We start from the raw sequence: 20,215 nt of genomic DNA, 5'->3' as shown, positions 1-20,215 counted from the left end.
CAACGCACCGCTGTTGAAGGCGATATAGGCTTTTGCGCCCGAGTCCGCAAGCAGAACTTCACGCGGCGGGGTTATCGCGCCAGATCCGCCAGTTCAGCGCGGCCGCCAGACTAAGCCAGATGATATAGGGCAACACCAACAGCCCCGCGATCAGATCAAGCCCGATGAAGGCAACCCCCATCGCCGCCACCGCGACCCACAGCAGCGCCAGCACGATCATCGCTAGGCCCAGCCGATGCGCCCCGAAAAACAGCGGCGTCCACAGCGTGTTCAGCGCGATCTGCACGGCAAAAAGCGCTAGCGCCAACTGCGCGCCATCCTGCCCTGCCACCCGTGCCGTGGCGTAAGCGACCGAGATATAAAGATAGGTCCAAGCGATGGGAAATAGCCAATTGGGCGGTGTAAATCCGGGTCGGGTGAGCCCCTCATACCAATTGCCCGGCTTGAAAACGATGCCAGTGGCAGCGGCGGCAGCCGATGCGGCGAGGAAGAGCAGGAAAAAGATCAGCATGTGAGACGCCCCGATCGAATGGTGTCGCGAATAAAATCGTGACTATGATCTAAGCGCGTCCATCGCCCGGACAAGCCCTCGGGTGATCCCCGGCTCGCTCAACGCGTGGCCAGCCGCCGGAACGAGATGCAATTGCGCCCGCGACCAGCCATCGGCCAGCCGGTAGGCCGAGAGGGGCGGGCAGATCATATCTAGACGCCCCTGCACGATCGTGGTCGGAATATGCTCGATTCGGGAACGATCGCGCAGGATTTGCCCGTCCACCTCAAGGAAGGCGCGGTTCTGGAAATAGTGGTTCTCCAGCCGGGCAAAAGCGCGGGCGTAATCGGGGGATGCCTCACCGGGAGGGCCATCAAAGCCCACGGATGCCAGCGCATTCTCCCAGACCGCCCAGATTCGGGCATAGCGGGTTTCTTCCATATAATCGCCTGAGAACAGACGTTTATTATACGCGCCGATCAGGTCATTTTGCTCATCTTCGGGAATAAGCCTGCGGAAATTGGCCCAGAGATCAGGATAGAACTGCCCCGCGCCGCCGCCATAAAACCAATCAAGCTCTGCCTGTGTGGCGAGAAATACGCCGCGCAGAATCAGCGCCTGTGCACGCTCGGGATGAGTCTGGGCATAAAGCAACGCAAGCGTTGCGCCCCAACTGCCGCCAAACACCATCCAGGAATCAACCCCCAGCGTTTCGCGAATCAGTTCCATATCGGCGATCAGATGCCAGGTCGTGTTGTCGCTCACGCTGGCATGGGGGCGCGACAGGCCGCAGCCGCGTTGATCAAACAGGATGATGCGATAATGTGCCGGATCGAAAAACCGCCGCATCGTGGGGCTGCACCCGCCGCCCGGCCCACCATGGCAAACAATAACTGGCTGCCCCTGCGGATGACCCGACTGCTCGACATACAGTACATGGCCACTGCCAACATCGATCTTGCGCTGATCGAAGGGTTCGATCGGCGCATAGAGCCGCGCTTCGGATGCGCGCTTTTGCCCTGCATTTCTGTCCATCCCTGCACTATATAGGTCAAACGAGACGCCCGCCATGGGCGTTTAACAGGGAAAACGGGGTAGCGATGGCAGAGGCTGCAAACAGCATCGATCTAGGCGAGGTCGCGAAATTTGAGGCGATGGCGGCCGAGTGGTGGGACCCAAACGGCAAGTTCAAACCGCTGCATATGCTCAACCCCTGTCGGCTGGATTACATCACCTCGCAGATCGCCACGCAATTTGGCCGCGACCTGACATCGCCCGAGCCGTTCAAGGGGCTGACCCTGCTTGATATCGGCTGCGGTGGCGGGCTTTTGTCCGAACCGATGGCGCGCCTTGGCGCAACGGTTGTGGGGGCCGATGCGGCGGGTGGCAACATTCCCGTGGCACAGCTTCATGCCGAACAATCGGGCCTCGAGATCGACTACCGCCATTGCGCTGCCGAAGACCTGGCCGCGCAAGGCGCGCAATTTGACGCAGTTCTGGCGATGGAAATCATCGAACATGTCGCTGATCCGCAGGGCTTTGTGAACACGATCGAAAGCTTGCTCAAACCCGGTGGTTTGATGATCTGCTCAACCCTCAACCGAAATCCCAAAAGCTACATGATGGCTATTTTCGGGGCTGAACGCGTCATGCGCTGGCTGCCTGTGGGCACGCATGAATGGTCGAAATTCGTCACTCCCGACGAGCTATATACCTTGGCGCAAAAGGCCGGGATCGATCCGGTGGATCGGCGCGGCATGGTGTTCAACCCGATCAGCTGGCGCTGGTCGCTCTCAGATCGCGATTTGTCAGTGAATTATGCCATCACGGCGGTCAAAAGATAGCGCGAGGGGCTCTGCCCCGCCGAGGCGATGCCTCTGCCCCCGGGATATTTCGATCAAGAGGAAGTTAATCTGGCCGTCCCACTTCCTCTTGATAAAAATATCTCGGGGGAAGCTGCGTAGCAGGTGGGGGCAGCGCCCCCTAGTTACTTCGCCTTGGGACGAAACGCTTCGATCCGCGTGGGATCGGTCGCAAGATAAGCTGCGCCGATCAGATCAAGGCAATAGGGGACAGCGGCGAAAACCGCATTGAGACAGGTCGCGATGGCCGAGGGTTTACCCGGCACCATGATGATCAACGATTTGCCCGCGATGCCCGCTGATTGGCGCGACAGAATTGCTGTGGGCACTTCGAGCAGGCTCGCGCGGCGCATTTCCTCGCCAAAACCTGCCAATTCTTTCTCGATCACATCGGCGCAGCCCTCGGGCGTTTCGTCGCGTGGCGCGGGGCCGGTGCCACCGGTCACGAGAATCAGGTCGGCCTCTGCCGCGACCAATTCACGAAGCATGTTGGCCACGCTTTTGCGTCCGTCGGGGATGATGTGGCGCGTGATCGTTAAGTCCGATGTCACCACGTCACGCAGGTATGCTTCGCAGCCCGGGCCACCCTTGTCTTCGTATTCGCCGCGACTGGCGCGATCGGAGACGGTGACAATTGCGGCATGGGGCTGCGAAACGCTCATTTCTTGACCCGGGCGTTGCGCGTCGCGATCAGTTTCAAGCGCAGCGCGTTAAGCTGAATAAAGCCCGCCGCGTCTTTTTGATCATAGGCGCCCGCGTCTTCCTCAAAGGTCACATGCGCCTCGGAGTAAAGCGAATACTCCGACCAGCGCGCCACGGTGCGGGCTGCGCCCTTGAACAGCATCAGCTTGACGGTGCCGGTGACATATTCCTGCGTCTTGTCGATCAGGGCTTGTAGCGCCTCGCGCTCGGGCGAGAACCAGAAGCCATTATAGATCAGCTCGGCATAGCGCGGCATGATCGAATCCTTGAGATGACCCGCGCCGCTATCGAGTGTGATTTGCTCGATCCCGCGATGCGCCTCTAGCAGGATCGTGCCGCCGGGAGTCTCGTAAATGCCGCGCGATTTCATCCCGACAAAGCGGTTTTCGACGAAATCGAGTCGCCCGATGCCGTGCTTGCGGCCCAATTCGTTAAGCTGCGTCAGGATCGTCGCGGGCGACATCGCCACACCATTGATCGAAACCGCATCGCCGCGCTCAAAGCCGATCTCGACATATTCGGGGGTGTCGGGGGCCTCGGTCACCGGATCGACGCTGCGCTGATAGACGTAATCAGGGGCCATCTCGCCGGGGTTTTCCAGAACCTTGCCCTCGGACGAGGTGTGCAAAAGGTTCGCATCAACCGAGAATGGTGCTTCGCCGCGCTTGTCCTTGGCGATCGGAATCTGGTTGGCCTCGGCAAATTCCAGCAATTTGGTGCGCGAGGTCAAATCCCATTCCCGCCAAGGCGCGATCACCTTGATCATCGGATCCAGCGCATAGGCGGCCAGTTCAAAGCGCACCTGATCATTGCCTTTACCGGTCGCGCCATGCGCCACCGCATCCGCCCCGGTCTCATGTGCGATCTCGACAAGCCGCTTGGAGATCAGCGGACGCGCGATCGAGGTGCCCAGCAGATACAGCCCCTCATAAACCGCATTGGCGCGAAACATCGGAAAGACGAAATCGCGCACGAATTCTTCGCGGACATCTTCAATATAAATGTTTTCCGGCTTGATGCCGAGCAACTCGGCCTTCTTGCGCGCCGGGTCCAGTTCTTCGCCTTGGCCCAGATCGGCAGTGAAGGTCACAACCTCACAACCATATTCGGTTTGCAGCCATTTCAAGATGATCGAGGTATCGAGGCCACCCGAATAGGCAAGCACGACTTTCTTGGGCGCGGACATGAAGCAACTCCTGATGCGGATTTTAAGTCGCGCTTAGCGATTTTTGACGCCGAGGGCAAGGTAAGCGCGTTGACTGGGGCAATCGTGGCGCTCTTGACCTTTCGAGGCATCAAGACCGGAATATTTGATGTCGCGATTGGCTGTCTCACGTCGATCTGGACGCTGGCGCACAAGACCATGCTTTGTGGCCCTCGTGCCAGCGCGCGCCAATGCGATCTGCCGGCATGCCGCAGAGTTTACCGTCACGTCTATTGGTGTGGAAAAGCAAGAAGATTAGGATTTCGCAAATTTTAAAGTCTTTTTGACCGAAGGAATGTCCGATGCACCCATGGCATATACTTCAACATTCGTGGCGGCAGGTTTTTGGAAATTTTGGGTCGGCGACCCAGATCGTCTTTCCGCCTTTTGTCCTCGGGGCCTTGTGTAATCTATCTTTTCAAGAGGGGCTGCGACGGGCCGCACATGTGGGTCACAGTGTGGCTGTGCCACCGTCTAGCGCGCTGCTGTATTTTCTTCTCTTTGTGATCGCGCAGTTTGTGTTGGCCACTGCATCCGTGAACTGGCACCGCTTTATCCTGTGCAACGAAAGCTGTGGCTGGCTTCCTCGGATCAATCTGCGGCGCAGTCTGCGATATTTCCTGCGGGCTTTTATAATTGTGGCGATGCTGATGCTCGTCGGCATTCTGTTAAGTGTGGTGGTTATTGTCCTTTTAATGCTGTTCGAGAAGATTATCGGATCTGACACAGCGGGCCTGATCGCAGGCGGAGTGAGCACGGTCATCATTCTTGTTTGGATGGTGGCGTTGTTCCTGCGTTTCAGCGTGGCGCTGCCCGGCGCGGCGCTTGATACGCTTGGGCTGCGTGCGGCGCTGCGCGCGACCCGCGGCCAAGGTTGGCTGTTTGTGACGCTCAGCGTGATCGCAGTGCTCGTGGTGTTTCTGGGCGCGATGTTCAATAGTTTGGTTGCGCTCTTGCCGGGGGGTGCGTGGGATGTCGGGTTTGTCGCCCAACTCGGGGTCGATTTTGTCGTGACGATGCTGGGATTGTCGCTGCTGACCACGCTCTATGGTGTTTTTGTGGAAAACCGCGAATTGGTCTAAGCTTGCCAAACTGCTTGGCGCGCGTCACATCTGGCCTATGAGTGAATTTGCCCTCTCCGCCATTGCCGCGACGCGCGCCCTGCGTGCGCTGTTCGAGCCCACGCCGCTGCAGCGCAACGACCACCTGTCGGCGCGCTTTGATGCCGATATCTGGCTCAAGCGCGAAGACCTGACCCCGGTGCGCAGCTACAAACTGCGCGGCGCGTTTACCGCGATGCGAAAGCGGCGCGAGGTTGACCCGCAGGCCGATCATTTCGTCTGTGCGAGTGCGGGAAACCATGCGCAGGGCGTGGCCTTTGCCTGTCGTCATTTCGGGGTGCGCGGCACGATCTTTATGCCGGTGACGACGCCGCAGCAAAAGATCGACAAGACCAAGACCTTTGGCGGTGATGCGATCAAGATCGTGCTGACGGGCGATTATTTCGACGACACCTTGGCTGCAGCGCAGAGCTTTTGCGCCGAAGCGGGGGCGCAATTTCTCGCGCCCTTCGACGATGCGTCGGTGATTGAAGGGCAAGCCTCGGTCGCGGTGGAAATTCTTGATCAGATGGGGGACACGCCCCCGGATCTGGTGATCTTGCCGGTGGGTGGTGGTGGCCTTGCCGCTGGCGTGACAGGATATCTGCGCGCGACCTCACCGCAAACGGAGTTTCGCTTTGTCGAGCCGATGGGCGGGGCCAGTCTGACCGCCGCCGTTGCCGCTGGTGAACCGGTCGCCCTGCAGCAGGTCAATAGTTTCGTGGACGGCGCGGCGGTGGCGAAAATCGGCGCGCGCCCGTTTGACAATCTGCGCTGGGTCACCCCCGAGTTGGTTTTGCGCGCCCCCGAAGACCGGATCTGCGTGACCATGCTTGAGATGCTCAATGTCGAGGGGGTCGTGCTCGAACCGGCGGGCGCCTTGTCTATCGACGTTCTGCCCGAACTGGCCGAGCAGATCCGCGGCAAGCGCGTTGTCTGCATCACTTCGGGGGGCAATTTCGATTTTGAACGTCTGCCCGAGGTAAAGGAACGCGCGCAACGCTTCAGTGGTCTGAAGAAATATTTCATCCTGCGCCTGCCGCAACGCCCCGGTGCCTTGCGTGATTTTCTGGAAATGCTGGGCCCGGATGATGATATCGCCCGGTTCGAATATCTCAAAAAATCCGCGCGCAACTTTGGCTCGGTCCTGATCGGGATCGAGACCAAACAGGCAGACGATTTCACCACGTTGTTTGCCAAGCTCGACGCTGCCGGTTTCGTCTGGCGCGACATAACCGAGGATGAAACTCTTGCGGAATTTCTGATCTAGGTGTTCAGGCGGCGGTCGTGAATTCCTCGAGACGGGTCATGAAGCAAGTCTTGGACGCGCCATAAACGTCTAAGATATTTGAGACATCAACCTCATCCGAGCGTCCAGCGGCGGCCAGTTTCTCGCCGATCTGACACTGCGCCCCAAAGGCCCGAAACCCGAGGTTGAGCGCCGATCCCTTGAGGAAATGCAACTCGTCTTCAAGCTTTCCAGGCTTTTGGCCAAGCGCCATCACCACGGCCTCCACCTCATCAAGAAACAGTTCGACGACTTCGGCAAACCCCTCTGCCCCAATTTCTGAACGCAATTCGGCCACACGTTCCCAATCAATCATTTCACCCTCCAAGGTGCCCTTGGTTCACTCACCGCGCATCACATTAGCCTGCAAAGCTTGCCGAACCTTTAAGGCCGCATGTAATCAGGGATTCAGGAATTGTTAGGTGAGTTGTGAAACAACGGGGCAGTTTTGCCGATCGGACACCATCTATGTCACTTGCTCTGAAACCTCATATCATCTCGGACCCGCGGTTGAATGAAACCGTGCCGCGGCGCGTTTTGGTGGTTGATGACAGCCGGATGCAGCGCCGGATTCTGACTGCGCAACTTTCGCGCTCAGGCTATGAGGTGATTGAGGCGGCAAGCGCTGAAGAGGCTTTGCCGATCTGTGCAAAATGTGAGCCCGATATCGTGATTTCTGACTGGATGATGGCGGGAATGAACGGGCCGGATTTCTGCCGCGCATTTCGCCAGATGACCCGGTCCAGCTATGGCTATTTCATTCTGCTGACCTCAAAGACAGACAAAACCGATGTCTCGCACGGTCTCGAAAGCGGCGCAGACGATTTCCTGTCCAAGCCGGTTAATGGCGAAGAGCTGCGCGCAAGGCTTGTCGCGGGGCGGCGTATCCTTGCCATGCAAGAAGAATTAAGCGCCAAAAATGCCCTTCTGCGGGCCTCGCAGGACGCGATTGAGCGCGATTTACAAGAGGCGCGCAAGCTACAGCAAAGCCTTGTGCGCGAACGCCACCGTAGTTTCGGTTCTGCGGAAGTCGCGTTGATGTTGCGCCCGGCGGGGCATGTGGGGGGCGATCTGGTGGGGTTCTTCCCGATCAACGCGCGCCGTGTCGGGCTGTATGGGATCGACGTGTCGGGCCATGGCATTACCTCGGCGGTGATGATGGCGCGGCTTGCGGGCTATCTGTCCGGTGCGATGCCCGCGCAAAATATCGCCATGGTCGAGTCCGAGTTTGGCATTTACGAGGGGCGCCCGCCTGCGGAATTGGCTGAGATGCTCAATGAACTTGTTCTCGAAGAGATGCAGACCGAAAGTTATTTCACCCTCGTTTACAGCGATATTGATCTGGTGACTGGCCGGGTTGAACTGGTGCAAGCGGGCCATCCCTATCCGGTCGTGCAACGCCAATCGGGGGATATCGAATTTTTGGGGGAGGGAGGCTTGCCCGTGGGCCTGATCCCGGGCGCGCGCTATCGAAGTATCAGTACCGTTCTTGCCCCCGGTGATCGGCTGATCCTGCTGTCTGATGGCATGACCGAAGCAACCAACCGCGCTGGAAAAATGATTGATCACGCCGGTCTGAGCGCAATTTTTACCAAATTTGCGCAATTGCGGGGGCGCGCCTTTCTGGATGCGGTGTTTTGGGATCTTGAGAATTACACAGATGCGCAGATGGAAGATGACGTTTCTGCGGTCATCTTCAGCTTTGATGGCGCAAAGATGTATCGCGATTAAGGCTCGCGCGATTTGTAGAGCGGCTTCAAAGGGATCACAGCACGGCCTTCTCGCCAGTGTGCAATTCAACGGTCGCTTGCATCCCGGGGCGGATTTCCGGATGGCGCTGCTGCGCGCTCAGATGGCTCAGATTGACCGTCACGGTCACTTCAATCAGTGGGGCCACGCCTTTTTCATACATCGCCTCTGTCAGATCGAGCTCTTGTCGCGCCTGAACCTTCACGTTTTTCGTGCCGGTTTCGCGCCCATAATCGCATCCAGCCCGCTCAATGCCGCTTTGACGTTGAGGTCTCCGCGCGAGAGTTCCCGCCAGTTGCGTCAGAGGCGCTAGCGTGCGCGAGGTCAAAATGCTGATCGTGATGATCGAGCCCACGGTGAAATCGCCTGCGAGCACCTTGTAGGTGCCGATCACCGCGGCGGCGATATAAGTGGCCTGCTGCACCATTTGCGCCCAATAGGTCAGCGCCGATGCCAGCTCGCGTTGCTCGAAACTCTTCGCAGCCGACAGGGTTATGCGATCCTCCCAGATCCGCATGACCCGGACGCCGCCGCGCGCGGTGGTCACGGTCTCATGTTCATAAATCGCCTCATGCAGCACGGGCGAGGCGTGGGTCGAAGCACCCTGCGTGGACTGTGTCAGCGCGATCATCTTTTTCTGAAACAGAACACCGGGCACCACCATCAACCCCGAGCACGCCAGTTTCAGCCCCATCTCCAGCACCAGTGCCAGACCTGCGGCGACTACGACATCGGCAAATTCGCGTTCGGCCTTTTTCGCGCCATCCAGTTTTTCGATTTCGCCTTGGCCGTCAGGCGGGCAGCACCGAGCGGCGCGCCGCAAGATCGGCGATGACGCTGGAACTTTGCACCGTCGTTCAGGGTAGGCGGGCCGGTCCCAGTTTGGGGGCGGTGAGGCTGGTCGGGGCGATCGCGTTGCGGGTGGGGAAGGGCAGCCCATCGAGTCGATGATTGGTGTTTGAACCATCCCCACGCGCCCCGATCAGATCGTCAGGTGGCTGATATCGTCATCCACAATAAGTGTGGCATCGCCCCGTGTATACACGCTGTTGCTATGCCCAGCTGTGATGCTTGCTACTGCGTGAGAGGCGCATGAATTCATGCACTATTGCTAGACTGCCTCATTCCCGTAACGTCAACTTGTAGCGCGCAATATTGTACGTTGATTTTGTGACGCCTAGCGCATTGCAATCTGCAAAAATCTTTGCAGAAAGTGACGATCTCCATCATTTCCAAGCGCTTCAACGGCCTCTTCGGGCGCCATCCAGGCAGCGCGATGGTCGGGCTCGCTGGGCAGGCCACGCCGGATCACCGGGCGGGCGGCGTAAATCGTGCAAAGTTTCTCGGCCCAGACTTCGTATTCGGGCATGTAGGCAAATCGGCGAAACGCCCCGATCCTGATGGGGGCGGCGATAGCCCAGCCGGTTTCTTCAAACACCTCGCGATGCAGCGCTCTGATAGCGCCCTCGCCAGGATCAACGCCACCGCCGGGCAATTGATATTCAGGCACCGGCGCGCGTTGATGGGTCAGCAAGACCCGACCCTCACGCATCAAGATACCATACGCACCGGGTCGCAGTTTGTAGCGCTGTCCTGTTTTCATGCTCTCGCCAAATCTGCGGATCATGATTGCCCCCTTGGGTCTATGGTTGCCTCGCCTATATAGGGTCTATATGGCAGGCCGCGCGCCGCCCGAAAACCCCATTGAGCCCGTCAGGAGCACCATGTCGAAGCTTTCCCAAATCGCCTGGGACGATACCGTTCTGCCGTTCCAACTTGACCGATCCGATATTCGCGGTCGGGTCGCGCGTCTTGATGGGGTGCTGGAAGAGGTGCTCTCGCAGCATGACTATCCGCGCATCGTTGAAATGCTGGTTGCCGAGGTGGCGTTGCTCACCGCGATGATCGGCCAGACAATCAAACTGCGCTGGAAACTCTCGATCCAAGTGCGCGGCAATGGCCCGATCCGTATTATCGCCACCGATTACTACGCCCCCACCGCTGACGGCGCGCCGGCGCGCATCCGCGGCTGGGCGAGTTACGACGCGGAGGCGCTTGATTTGGCAGCTGATCCGTTTAGCCAGATCGGTCAGGGCTATTTCGCCATTCTGATCGACCAAGGTCAGGATACCACGCCCTATCAAGGGATCACGCCTCTGACCGGTGGTTCGCTGAGCGCCTGCGCCGAGGCCTATTTTGCCCAATCCGAGCAACTCGCCACCCGGTTCGAACTGTCCTTCGGGCGCTCGATCTTGCCGGGGCAGGGCGAAAGCTGGCGAGCAGGGGGGGTGATGTTGCAACATATGCCACCCGCCTCGCCGCTGCATATTGTCCCTGAAGGATCGGGCGATGAGGGCCTTTTGAACCCCGAGGATCTGCTGGAAGGCGAAGAGGGCGAGAATTGGGTGCGCGCGAATGTGCTGCTGGATACCGTCGAGGACATGGAGCTGATCGGCCCGACCGTGCAGCCCACCGATCTGCTGGTGCGGCTGTTTCACGAGGAACGCCCGCGTGTCTTCGATCCGCAGCGCGTGGAATTTGGCTGCACCTGTTCTGCTGATCGCGTGCGCAACTCGCTCTCGATCTATTCGGCGCGCGATATTGCCACGATGACCACGGATGATGGACGTGTCACCGCTGATTGCCAGTTCTGCGGCGCGCATTATGAATTCGACCCTGCGACGCTGGGATTTGAGGCCGCGAAAAACCCCGGTGGTAGCCCGCGTGAGAGTGATGATGACTGATCCGCTCGCCCCGGTTCTGGCCGCGCTGGGCCGGGCGGGGCGGCCCTCGTCGGACTATGACCTGAACCCCGAAGCGGTTCTGGCGGAAGGGCGCACGCTGCGTTCGGCGGGGGTGCTGGTGGCCTTCGATGCCTCTGGCCCTGAGCCTCTGCTCTATCTTACCAAGCGCAGCTCGCATCTGCGCCACCATCCCGGTCAAATTTCTTTTCCCGGTGGCAAGGTCGATCCCGGTGACGCTGGGCCCGTCGGGGCTGCTCTGCGCGAGGCACACGAGGAAATCGGCCTTGATCCCGCCAATGTCGAAGTGTTGGGCACGCTTGAGCCGCATGAGACGGTGACCTCGTTTCTGGTGACGCCGGTGCTCGCGCGCATCAAGGTGCCGTTCACGCCACGCCCGGAGGCAGGCGAAGTGGCCGAGGTGTTTACCGTGCCACTGTCGCACATCGCGAACCCTACGAATTTCCGTGTTGAATCGCGGCGCTGGCGCGGTGCACGGCGCTACTATTTCGTCGCGCCTTACGGACCCTACTACATCTGGGGGGCAACCGCGCGTATGCTGCGGTCCTTGGCAGATGGGATGGCGGGATGAAACTGACAGGCGATTGGCTGCGTGCGGGGCATGTGCAAGCCGTCTTGGCGATGCTTTCGGCTGGTGGGTATCAGGCGTTGTTGGTGGGCGGATGCGTGCGCAACGACGCCATCGGCGCGCCGGTCAGCGATATTGATATTGCCACGGATGCGCGCCCCGAACGGGTGATGGAGCTCGCCAAAGGGGCGGGGTTGAAATTCGTGCCAACCGGATTTGAGCATGGCACGATCACCGTGATCGCCGAAGGCCACCCACACGAGATCACCACATTTCGCCGCGATGTCGAAACACATGGCCGTCATGCAACGGTCGCGTTCTCTGATGATCTGGTCGAGGATGCTGCGCGCCGCGATTTCACGATGAATGCCTTATATGCGCGCGCCGATGGCGAGGTGCTTGACCCGCTCGGCACCGGAATTGCGGATTTGCGCGCGCGTCATGTGCGATTTGTGGGCGACGCGCAGGCGCGCATCCGCGAAGATTATCTGCGGATCTTGCGGTTTTTCCGCTTTACCGCGTGGTTTGGCCACGATCTTGATCCCGAAGGGTTGGCTGCCTGTGCGGCGAATTCCGCTGAAATAGAGACGCTTTCGCGCGAACGCCTCGGCGCTGAGATGAAAAAACTGCTGGCTGCGCCCGATCCTGCACCTGCTGTCGCGGCGATGGCGCAAGCCGGTATCCTGATGGCGGTTTTGCCCGGCGCAGATGCGCGCGCTTTGGCCCCGCTGATCCATCTTGAGGACCGCCCAGCCAATCCAATGCGGCGTTTGGCCGTGCTGGGCGGTGTCAACGTCGCGCACCGTCTGCGCCTGTCCAAAGCCGAAGCGCGCCAGTTGGCGCGATTGCGCGAGGCGATGGTGTCGCCCGAACGCCCCGAGGTTCTAGGCTACAGATTGGGGGGCCAAGAGGGCGCGGATGCGTTTCTGCTCCATCACGCGCTGATCGGTCAGGAACTACCACAGAACTGGAAAAACAGGCTCTGTTTCGGCGCAAATCAGGTTTTTCCAGTGACGGGCGCCGATCTGATGCCAGCGTTGCAAGGCCCGGAACTGGGCGCGCGTTTGCGCCAGATCGAGGCGCGCTGGATTGCGTCAGATTTCACGCTGACCCGCGACGAGCTGCTGGCGTGATCTTGGCGGCGCTTTCCCCCGCCTGATCGGGGGCTATATTGCAGTCGTGAAAGCGAGCCCGCATGTTTGATCCATTCCAAAAGGCCGACGGCCCGCCCCCGCAAAGCCTTGCTGCATTTTTCCGCTGGTGCCTGAAAGGCGCCGGCTCTCTGATCGTGATTTCTGGGGCTGCCTCGGTGTTGGCTGGCGCGATGGAGGTGGTCTCGGCTTGGCTGTTGGGGCGCGTGATCGACGCAGCCCTTGGTAGCGCACCTGCTGAGGTGATTGCCCGGAACGCAGGGCTTCTGGTGCTGTTCGTGAGCTTCTATCTTATCATCCGGCCCGCGGCTTTCGCGCTGAGTTCGGCGACAACCAACCTGCTGATTGCTCCCAACGTTCTTCCGCTTGTGCTGTCGCGCCTGCATCGCTGGACGATGGGGCAATCTGTGACGTTCTTTGACAATGATTTCGCAGGCCGTATTGCGCAAAAGCAGATGCAGACCGCGCGCGCAGTGACGGACACGGTTTCCGAGGTGATCAATACCGCGCTCTTTGCGCTGGCCTCGATCCTGGGGTCGGTTTTGCTGCTGATCGGGATTGATCTGTGGGGAGCCTTCGCGCTGGTGATCTGGACGCTTGGCCTTGGGGTGCTGATCCGGGCTTTCCTACCCCAAATCCGGGCGCGATCGCGTGCGCGCGCCGCGTCGCGGGCGATGGTGACCGGGCAAGTCGTTGACACGATCACCAATATCAAGACGGTGAAGCTGTTCGCGCATGCCGCGTATGAGGATCGCTCGGCACTTGCTGCGATGTCGACGTTTCGCACGCGAACGATCCGTTTTGGGCAAGTTCAGAGCCTATATCGCACCGTCCAGATGGCGTATTCCGGGTTGCTGCCCGTGATTTTGGTTGGCGGAGCGATCTGGCTGTGGTCGCGCGGGCAGGCAAGTGCGGGCGATATCGCCACGTCTGGGGCGATTGCGATCCGACTGGCGCAAATGTCGGGCTGGGTGTCGAATGCGCTGATGGGGCTTTGGACCAATATCGGCGAGGCTGAGGACGGGATGCGCACGCTTGCGCGCCCTCACGGGCTGACCGACGCCCCCGATGCGCGCGATCTTGGGCAGGTGGCCGGGGCGATCCGCTTTGATCATGTGGGCTTTGCCTACGGGCGCGAAAAAGGGGGCGTCGAGGGGCTGGATTTGCACATTGCCGATGGCGAGCGAATTGGGATTGTGGGCGCATCCGGGGCCGGGAAGTCGACGCTCGTGGCTTTGCTTTTAAGGCTCTATGATGCTGAAACAGGCTCTATTTTGATCGACGAAACCGATATTCGCGACGTCACCCAAGAGAGCCTGCGCCGCCAGATCGCGATGGTCACGCAAGAGACGGCGATGTTCAATCGCTCGGCCCGTGAAAATATCCTGTATGGCCGTCCCGATGCCAGCGAGGCCGAACTGATCGCAGCGGCGAAACAAGCCGAGGCGCATGAATTCATCCTCGCGATGCAAGATCACGAGGGAAACCGCGGCTATGAGGCCAAACTGGGCGAGCGGGGCGTCAAACTGTCGGGTGGTCAGCGCCAACGGATCGCATTGGCCCGCGCCTTTCTGAAAGACGCACCGATTTTGGTGCTGGATGAGGCGACCTCGGCGCTTGATTCCGAGGTTGAGGCCTCAATCCAATCGGCGCTGCATCGGGTGATGGCGGGCAAAACGGTGCTTGCGATCGCGCATCGGTTGTCCACGATTGCCGAGATGGACCGCATCATCGTGCTGGAACAGGGTCGTATCGTGGAGCAAGGCAGCCATAATGACTTGCTGGCCGCGCAGGGGTTGTATGCCCGTTACTGGGCGCGTCAATCCGGTGGGTTCCTGAATTGCGATGAGGACAGTCAAGCGGCGCAATAGCCCAAAACAGGGCCTTCCCAGTGCCGCCCCATCCCGCTATGGCACTTCCATGACATATACGATCGACCGACTTTCGCTCCATGCTGATGGCGTGGCCCATGGTCCCGAGGGGACCGTGCATGTCGCCATGGCGCTGCCCGGAGAGGTCGTGTCGGGTGAACCGATAGCCGGTCGGATCGCCGCGCCCAAGATCGTCACGCCCAGTGCGGATCGGGTCTCGGCCCCCTGTCCGCATTACCGGGCTTGCGGGGGCTGCGTGATGCAGCACGCCTCGGATGCTTTCACGGCTGGCTGGAAGGTTGACGTGGTGCGCCACGCGCTGAGTGCGCGCAATCTCACGGTGCCCGAAATGACGATCGCGACCTCGCCGCTCCACTCGCGCAGGCGCGCAACTTTGGCAGGGCGGCGCACCAAAAAGGGGACGTTGGTCGGGTTTCACGCCCGTGCCTCGGACACGCTGGTCGAGGTGCCGGGCTGTCTGATCTTGCGGCCGGAACTATTGGCAGCGCTCCCGATCTTGCATGAAGCCACCGCGATTGGCGCCTCGCGCAAGGGCGAGGTCGCCTTTGCAATGAGCCTGTCGCAGAACGGCCTTGATATCGCGGCGACCGGTGGAAAAGACACTGATCCCGCCCAATTCGAGGCCTTGGCCGATCTGGCCCGCCGCCGGGACTTGGCGCGGCTCACTTGGAATGGTGAGGTGATTGCCGCGCGGCGCGCGCCACTCCAAAGCTTTGGTGCGGCCAAAGTTGCCCCGCCGCCGGGTGCGTTTTTACAAGCGACCGCGCATGGCGAGGCGGCGCTGGTCGCCTTCGTACGTGAGGCGGTGACCGGGGCCTCAAAGGTTGCCGACTTGTTTGCAGGGTGCGGCACGTTCGCCCTGCCTTTGGCCGAGGATGCAAGCGTGCATGCGGTTGAAAACGCGACGGCGATGATTGAGGCGCTTGATCTGGGTTGGCGGCAGGCCAAGGGGCTGCACCGCGTGACCTCGGAAGTGCGCGATCTGTTTCGCCGCCCGCTTTTGTCCGATGAAATCGACCGCTACGATGCCGTCGTGATCGACCCGCCCCGGGCCGGGGCCGAGGCGCAGGTTGCACAGATCTGTGCATCGCGCCTCAAGCGGTTGGTGCATGTGTCGTGCAATCCGGTGACTTTCGCGCGCGAAGCGGCGGCGTTGGCTGATGCTGGCTTTACGCTGGATCGGATATTGGTCGTCGATCAGTTCCGCTTTTCTGCTCATGTTGAGGTCGCGGCCTGTTTCAGCCGCTAGAATCGGCCTTGGAAATCGCGTATGACTGAACAAAACAAGCAGTTGCGAACAGGCAAATCATGAACCGCAGAACTCTATTTCTGGGCGCCAGCGCCCTTGCCGCTTTGGCCGCCTGTGGCGATTCAAGCAAATTCTTATCCTATAGCGGGCCGCAAGTGACCCAGATTCAGGTCTTCAAGGGCAAGCGGATGATGTATCTGCTGCATGGCGACACGGTGCTGGAAAGCTACAAGATCAGCCTTGGCGGGGACCCGATTGGCCCCAAGCATTTCGAGGGCGACGGCAAGACCCCCGAAGGGCTGTATTACATCAACCGGCGCAACCCGAATTCCGCCTATTACCTGTCGATCGGGATCAGCTATCCCAATCCGCAGCAGGTGGCCTATGCCGCAGCTCAGGGCAAAAAGGCCGGCGGTGATATCTTCCTTCATGGTCGTGATGGCAAGAATAAAGGGCGCGGGCGTGATTGGACGGCGGGCTGCATCGCTGTGAAAGACAAGGAAATCCGCGAGATCTACGCGATGGTGCGAGAGAACACGCCGATCTTTATCTTCCCATGATGTGCAAAGGGCCCCGCGTTGGGGCCCTTTTGATTTAGTTGCCGGTGACCATCGTCCACCAGATTTTTCCCGAAGGTTCCTGATACCACGAAAAGCCCATTTGCGTCGCCGCCGGGTTCAAGATCACGTCACGGGTGTCGGGCACATTCATCCATGCCGACAGGGTTTCCATCTCGGTCTCGTAGGTCTCCGAGATATTCTCGCCCAGCACGGTGCCGGTATAGCCCGCACGTTGCGCGCGTTCGAGGGGCGAGGAGCCGTCAGACCCCCAGTGCCACGGCCGGTTCTGCGCGGCCATGTCCTTAGAATGGGCCAGCGCGGCCGTGGTGAGCGAGGCGTTCAGCACCAATGGGGCTGCCCCGCGCGCCGAGCGCAGCGAGTTGACCGATTCGAGAACCCGCTGCGGGATCACCTGCGCTTCGCGCCCGGTGATCGAATACACCTTGGGCAAAGGCAGGCCATCGGGGCCAAGCTTGGGTTGTTGATCGACAGGATCGCAGGCCGCTAGGGCGAGCGTGGCGGAAATCGCAAGGAAAGTGGCGCGCAGCATGGTCTTGGGGGCCCCCTGATAAAGCTGCGTTTCCCTTTACACGTTCGTCCTTGGCCGCGCAAACCCTCCTGTCACGCGAAAGGCACATCTTTCAGGGTTTGATTTGCACCAACGCCGTACTCACACTATGTTGATGCTGGTTTCTGACGCCAATAGTTCCGCCACATTCGGAGGGCATGATGTCCAACGCGCGTACCAAATTCGATCGCCGCGCTTTTCTCGGCGCGGCTGCACTTAGCGGTGCAGGGCTTGCGCTGCCAGCATGGGCCCAAACGCCCGATGCCGGGGCGGAGCAATTCGAGACCAACGCCTATACCAATCAGCGGCGCAATATCTCAAGCTTTCAGGCGCGCCAGTGGCAGCCCTATTTCAGCACGCTGCGCAATGGGGCGATCCTTGTGGATACGACCTCGCGCGATCTGCATTACTGGTCGGAAGATCAAACGATCTATCGGTTGTATCCCACGTCGGTGCCAGTATCAGAGGATCTGACGCGACGCGGCCGCACAGAGGTGATCCGCAAGGTCGAGGGGCCAAGCTGGGCACCTACGCCTTCGATGAAACGGCGCAACCCCGAATGGCCGTCCTACGTGCCGCCCGGACCTGACAATCCGCTGGGCACCCATGCGCTGTATCTGTCGTGGAAATATTACCGCATCCACGGCACGCATGACACGCGCAAGATCGGGCGCAAAAGTTCGAACGGATGTATCGGGCTTTATAACGAACATATCCAAGAGCTGTTCGGGATGGCCAAGATTGGCACGCAGGTTCTGTTGATTTAACATCTGTCAAAGCGTGATGTTCCAAAGGGCCCCGCGTGGGCCCTTTTTATTGCGCCAGCGCCAGGGCTTGCGCGGTGATCCAAGCCAGCGCCGCATACCGCCCCGTTTTGGCGATGAATACGAGCGACAAGAACAGCCACAGGTTCATGCGCAAAACGCCCGCGACAAGGCAGATCAGATCACCGCCGGGGGCCCAGCTGAGCAGCAGCAAAGGCGCGCCCCATCTGTCCAGCCAGCGATGTCCGCGCTCAAGCTGTTTGCCTGAGGCAGGAAACCATTTGCGGTCTTTCCAATGGTTCATGCCGCGGCCCAAAGCATAGGTAATCAGTGCGCCCAGCGTATTGCCGATGCTCGCGACCAAGATCATCTGCCACAGTGCAACCCCGCCCGCAGTTTGCAGTGCGACGAACAGAATTTCGGATTGCATCGGGATCGGCGTTGCGGCGAGCATTGCCGAGACAAACAGGCCGATCAAAGAGGCGCTTAAAGCCATAAAGGTCCTGTTCGCTCAAATGAAAAAGGGCGTGCGGGGCAATCCGCACGCGCCTTGTAGCGTAAACTTCGATGACACGCGATCAAGTCTCGGAGGGGTAGTCCTCTTCGCGCGGCTCGCGCGGCGGGCGCCCGATGACATCGCGCAGCGCGTCCAGCTCGATGAAGTTGTCGGCCTGACGGCGCAGCTCATCGGCGATCATCGGCGGCTGGCTGCGGATCGTTGAAACGACCGAAACGCGGCAACCCTGACGCTGCAGACTTTCAACCAGCGGGCGGAAATCACCATCGCCCGAGAACAGCACGATATGATCAAGGCGCGGCGCAAGTTCCATCGCATCCACGGCCAGCTCGATGTCCATATTGCCTTTGACTTTCCGTCGACCCATCGAATCGGTGTATTCTTTGGCAGGTTTGGTCACCATTGCGTAACCATTGTAATTTAGCCAATCGACAAGCGGACGGATCGGTGAGTATTCTTCATTTTCCAGAAGCGCAGTATAGTAGAAGGCCCGCAATAATTTGCCGCGCCGTTCAAATTCCTGACGCAATAATTTATAGTCGATATCGAACCCGAGCGCTTTTGCAGCGGCATACAGGTTTGAGCCATCAATAAATAATGCGAGACGTTCGTCTTTGTAAAACATGCAACCCTCGTGCTGATGTGCCCGCCTTGTTCACTTGGATCGCGAAACGAATTTGATCATATCGCTTGCTCAAGAGAACAGGGCCGACGAGATATGTCTACTGACATATGCATTACGCAAGGAATTTGGAGCCTGTCTAAATGGACATGTCAGTGATTTGCGCCCTTGGGGCGAACCTGTCAGGGGCGCAGGGCGGCCCGCGCGACACGCTTTGTGCTGCGGTATTGCGGTTAATAAATGCAGGTTTTACAGTCCTTTCGGTTAGTCGCTTTTGGCGGACACCCGCATATCCAGAAGGCTCGGGGCCGGACTTTGTGAACGCGTGTTGCAAATTGCAAACCACCCTTGGCGCAGAAGCCACACTTGCGGCGTTTCATCAGATTGAAGCGCAGCTTGGTCGGGAGCGATCAACGCGGTGGGGCGCGCGCGCGATTGACCTCGATCTGCTTGCATATGGCGATGCTGTGTTGCCGGATCAATCTGAGTATGAACATTGGCGCGATCTGCCACTGGACGCGCAGCAAACCGCAGCGCCAGACAATCTGATCCTGCCCCATCCACGACTTCAGGACCGCGCTTTTGTGCTGATTCCCTTGGCCGAGATTGCGCCGCTCTGGTGCCATCCCGTCTCGGGCAGGACGGTCACGCAGATGCTCGAGGCGCTGCCAGATTCCGAAAAAGCGGGAATACGCCCGGTTTGACTGGGTTTTGACGCGATTGCGCGCTTGTCAATGTAGACCCAAGCGCCTAAGTAGGGCCTTCGATCGAAAGTCCTACTGGAGTTGCCCATGGCCCGCGTGACGGTTGAAGATTGCGTCGATAAGGTTCCGAACCGATTCGAGCTGGTAATGCTCGCGTCCCATCGTGCACGTGAAATCGCCGCTGGTTCCTCGATCACGGTTGAGCGTGATAACGACAAGAACCCGGTTGTGGCGTTGCGCGAAATCGCGGACGAAACCCAATCGGCGGATGATCTGCGCGAGCGCCTGATCGAAAGCAACCAGACCCAGATCGAGGTTGACGAGCCCGAAGACGATTCGATGTCCCTGCTGATGGGCGGCGAAAGCCCCGATCGCGCTGTCGAAGACGATATGTCCGAAGAGCGCATGTTGCGTGCCCTGATGGACGCGCAGGGCCGCGAATAAGCAATAGGGGCGGAAACGG

At 59.6% G+C, this 20,215-nt stretch carries 23 protein-coding genes; 13 read left to right on the top strand and 10 right to left on the bottom strand.

Features of this window, described 5'->3' with window-relative positions:
- Positions 1-58: 58 nt before the first annotated feature.
- The gene (gene tspO, locus AB4874_RS05835; RefSeq protein ID WP_368391274.1) at positions 59-511 is read right to left on the bottom strand and encodes a tryptophan-rich sensory protein TspO; all 453 of its coding nucleotides are present in this window, start codon (positions 509-511) and stop codon (positions 59-61) included.
- A gap of 42 nt (positions 512-553) precedes the next feature.
- The gene (gene pip / locus AB4874_RS05830; protein ID WP_368391273.1) at positions 554-1,525 is read right to left on the bottom strand and encodes a prolyl aminopeptidase; all 972 of its coding nucleotides are present in this window, start codon (positions 1,523-1,525) and stop codon (positions 554-556) included.
- A 65-nt stretch (positions 1,526-1,590) separates the two neighbouring features.
- On the opposite strand from pip, the gene ubiG reads away from it, so the two are divergent.
- On the top strand, positions 1,591-2,334 hold the full coding sequence (ubiG, locus tag AB4874_RS05825) for a bifunctional 2-polyprenyl-6-hydroxyphenol methylase/3-demethylubiquinol 3-O-methyltransferase UbiG (protein WP_368391272.1): 744 nt from the start codon (positions 1,591-1,593) through the stop codon (positions 2,332-2,334).
- Between the two features lie 143 nt (positions 2,335-2,477).
- Here ubiG and mog read toward each other — a convergent pair whose 3' ends face one another.
- Entirely contained in the window at positions 2,478-3,014 is a 537-nt protein-coding gene (mog, locus tag AB4874_RS05820; protein ID WP_368391271.1) for a molybdopterin adenylyltransferase, read from the bottom strand.
- Positions 3,011-4,240, bottom strand: coding sequence for an argininosuccinate synthase (locus tag AB4874_RS05815; protein ID WP_368391270.1), 1,230 nt, complete (start codon positions 4,238-4,240; stop codon positions 3,011-3,013). Before AB4874_RS05815 ends, mog begins: the two co-directional genes overlap by 4 nt.
- Positions 4,241-4,716: 476 nt before the next feature.
- On the opposite strand from AB4874_RS05815, the gene AB4874_RS05810 reads away from it, so the two are divergent.
- Positions 4,717-5,340: a hypothetical protein gene (locus AB4874_RS05810; RefSeq protein ID WP_368391269.1), complete on the top strand. Its 624-nt coding sequence runs from the start codon at positions 4,717-4,719 to the stop codon at positions 5,338-5,340.
- Positions 5,341-5,377: 37 nt separating this feature from the next.
- Complete coding sequence (gene ilvA / locus AB4874_RS05805) at positions 5,378-6,628, top strand: threonine ammonia-lyase IlvA (protein WP_368391268.1); 1,251 nt, start codon at positions 5,378-5,380, stop codon at positions 6,626-6,628.
- A gap of 4 nt (positions 6,629-6,632) precedes the next feature.
- On the opposite strand, the gene AB4874_RS05800 is transcribed toward ilvA, so the two are convergent.
- A complete protein-coding gene (locus tag AB4874_RS05800; protein ID WP_295534072.1) occupies positions 6,633-6,962 on the bottom strand; it encodes an Hpt domain-containing protein in 330 nt (109 codons plus the stop codon).
- 152 nt (positions 6,963-7,114) lie between these two features.
- On the opposite strand from AB4874_RS05800, the gene AB4874_RS05795 reads away from it, so the two are divergent.
- Positions 7,115-8,377 (top strand): PP2C family protein-serine/threonine phosphatase, encoded by a 1,263-nt coding sequence (locus tag AB4874_RS05795; RefSeq protein ID WP_368391267.1) that lies wholly within the window; start codon positions 7,115-7,117, stop codon positions 8,375-8,377.
- 34 nt (positions 8,378-8,411) lie between these two features.
- Here AB4874_RS05795 and AB4874_RS20030 read toward each other — a convergent pair whose 3' ends face one another.
- Positions 8,412-9,218, bottom strand: coding sequence for an ABC transporter transmembrane domain-containing protein (locus AB4874_RS20030; protein WP_438273446.1), 807 nt, complete (start codon positions 9,216-9,218; stop codon positions 8,412-8,414).
- Positions 9,219-9,572: 354 nt separating this feature from the next.
- Entirely contained in the window at positions 9,573-10,022 is a 450-nt protein-coding gene (locus AB4874_RS05780) for an NUDIX hydrolase (RefSeq protein ID WP_368391266.1), read from the bottom strand.
- A gap of 97 nt (positions 10,023-10,119) precedes the next feature.
- Here AB4874_RS05780 and hslO point away from each other — a divergent pair, with 97 nt between their 5' ends.
- The 6 genes from hslO (at position 10,120) to AB4874_RS05750 (ending at position 16,577) form a co-directional block, all read left to right on the top strand.
- Entirely contained in the window at positions 10,120-11,139 is a 1,020-nt protein-coding gene (hslO, locus tag AB4874_RS05775) for an Hsp33 family molecular chaperone HslO (protein ID WP_368391265.1), read from the top strand.
- Entirely contained in the window at positions 11,132-11,728 is a 597-nt protein-coding gene (locus AB4874_RS05770) for a CoA pyrophosphatase (RefSeq protein WP_368391264.1), read from the top strand. Before hslO ends, AB4874_RS05770 begins: the two co-directional genes overlap by 8 nt.
- Positions 11,725-12,858, top strand: coding sequence for a CCA tRNA nucleotidyltransferase (locus AB4874_RS05765; protein WP_368391263.1), 1,134 nt, complete (start codon positions 11,725-11,727; stop codon positions 12,856-12,858). The genes AB4874_RS05770 and AB4874_RS05765 overlap by 4 nt, the downstream gene beginning before the upstream one ends.
- 62 nt (positions 12,859-12,920) lie before the next feature.
- Positions 12,921-14,747: an ABC transporter ATP-binding protein gene (locus AB4874_RS05760; protein ID WP_368391262.1), complete on the top strand. Its 1,827-nt coding sequence runs from the start codon at positions 12,921-12,923 to the stop codon at positions 14,745-14,747.
- A 49-nt stretch (positions 14,748-14,796) separates the two neighbouring features.
- Positions 14,797-16,017: a class I SAM-dependent RNA methyltransferase gene (locus AB4874_RS05755; protein ID WP_368391261.1), complete on the top strand. Its 1,221-nt coding sequence runs from the start codon at positions 14,797-14,799 to the stop codon at positions 16,015-16,017.
- 59 nt (positions 16,018-16,076) lie between these two features.
- Complete coding sequence (locus tag AB4874_RS05750; RefSeq protein WP_295534091.1) at positions 16,077-16,577, top strand: L,D-transpeptidase family protein; 501 nt, start codon at positions 16,077-16,079, stop codon at positions 16,575-16,577.
- 34 nt (positions 16,578-16,611) lie between these two features.
- On the opposite strand, the gene dalA is transcribed toward AB4874_RS05750, so the two are convergent.
- Complete coding sequence (gene dalA, locus AB4874_RS05745) at positions 16,612-17,127, bottom strand: divisome-associated lipoprotein DalA (RefSeq protein ID WP_295534092.1); 516 nt, start codon at positions 17,125-17,127, stop codon at positions 16,612-16,614.
- Between the two features lie 179 nt (positions 17,128-17,306).
- Between dalA and AB4874_RS05740 the strand changes: the two genes are divergently transcribed.
- On the top strand, positions 17,307-17,912 hold the full coding sequence (locus tag AB4874_RS05740) for a L,D-transpeptidase (protein ID WP_438273445.1): 606 nt from the start codon (positions 17,307-17,309) through the stop codon (positions 17,910-17,912).
- A 46-nt stretch (positions 17,913-17,958) separates the two neighbouring features.
- Here AB4874_RS05740 and AB4874_RS05735 read toward each other — a convergent pair whose 3' ends face one another.
- Together AB4874_RS05735 and AB4874_RS05730 are read right to left on the bottom strand one after the other, a co-directional pair.
- Entirely contained in the window at positions 17,959-18,405 is a 447-nt protein-coding gene (locus tag AB4874_RS05735; RefSeq protein WP_368391260.1) for a YqaA family protein, read from the bottom strand.
- An 82-nt stretch (positions 18,406-18,487) separates the two neighbouring features.
- The gene (locus AB4874_RS05730; RefSeq protein WP_295534097.1) at positions 18,488-19,051 is read right to left on the bottom strand and encodes a LabA-like NYN domain-containing protein; all 564 of its coding nucleotides are present in this window, start codon (positions 19,049-19,051) and stop codon (positions 18,488-18,490) included.
- Positions 19,052-19,191: 140 nt separating this feature from the next.
- Here AB4874_RS05730 and folK point away from each other — a divergent pair, with 140 nt between their 5' ends.
- Both folK and rpoZ read left to right on the top strand, forming a co-directional pair.
- The gene (gene folK, locus AB4874_RS05725) at positions 19,192-19,752 is read left to right on the top strand and encodes a 2-amino-4-hydroxy-6-hydroxymethyldihydropteridine diphosphokinase (RefSeq protein WP_368391259.1); all 561 of its coding nucleotides are present in this window, start codon (positions 19,192-19,194) and stop codon (positions 19,750-19,752) included.
- Positions 19,753-19,839: 87 nt separating this feature from the next.
- The gene (gene rpoZ / locus AB4874_RS05720; protein ID WP_295534102.1) at positions 19,840-20,196 is read left to right on the top strand and encodes a DNA-directed RNA polymerase subunit omega; all 357 of its coding nucleotides are present in this window, start codon (positions 19,840-19,842) and stop codon (positions 20,194-20,196) included.
- Positions 20,197-20,215 lie beyond the last annotated feature (19 nt).

The sequence above is a fragment of the Thioclava arctica genome (genome assembly GCF_040892615.1).
Taxonomy (GTDB): Bacteria; Pseudomonadota; Alphaproteobacteria; order Rhodobacterales; family Rhodobacteraceae; genus Thioclava; species Thioclava arctica.
The sequence above is the reverse complement of the archived record's forward strand: the minus strand, read 5'-3'. Positions and strand labels throughout refer to the sequence as shown.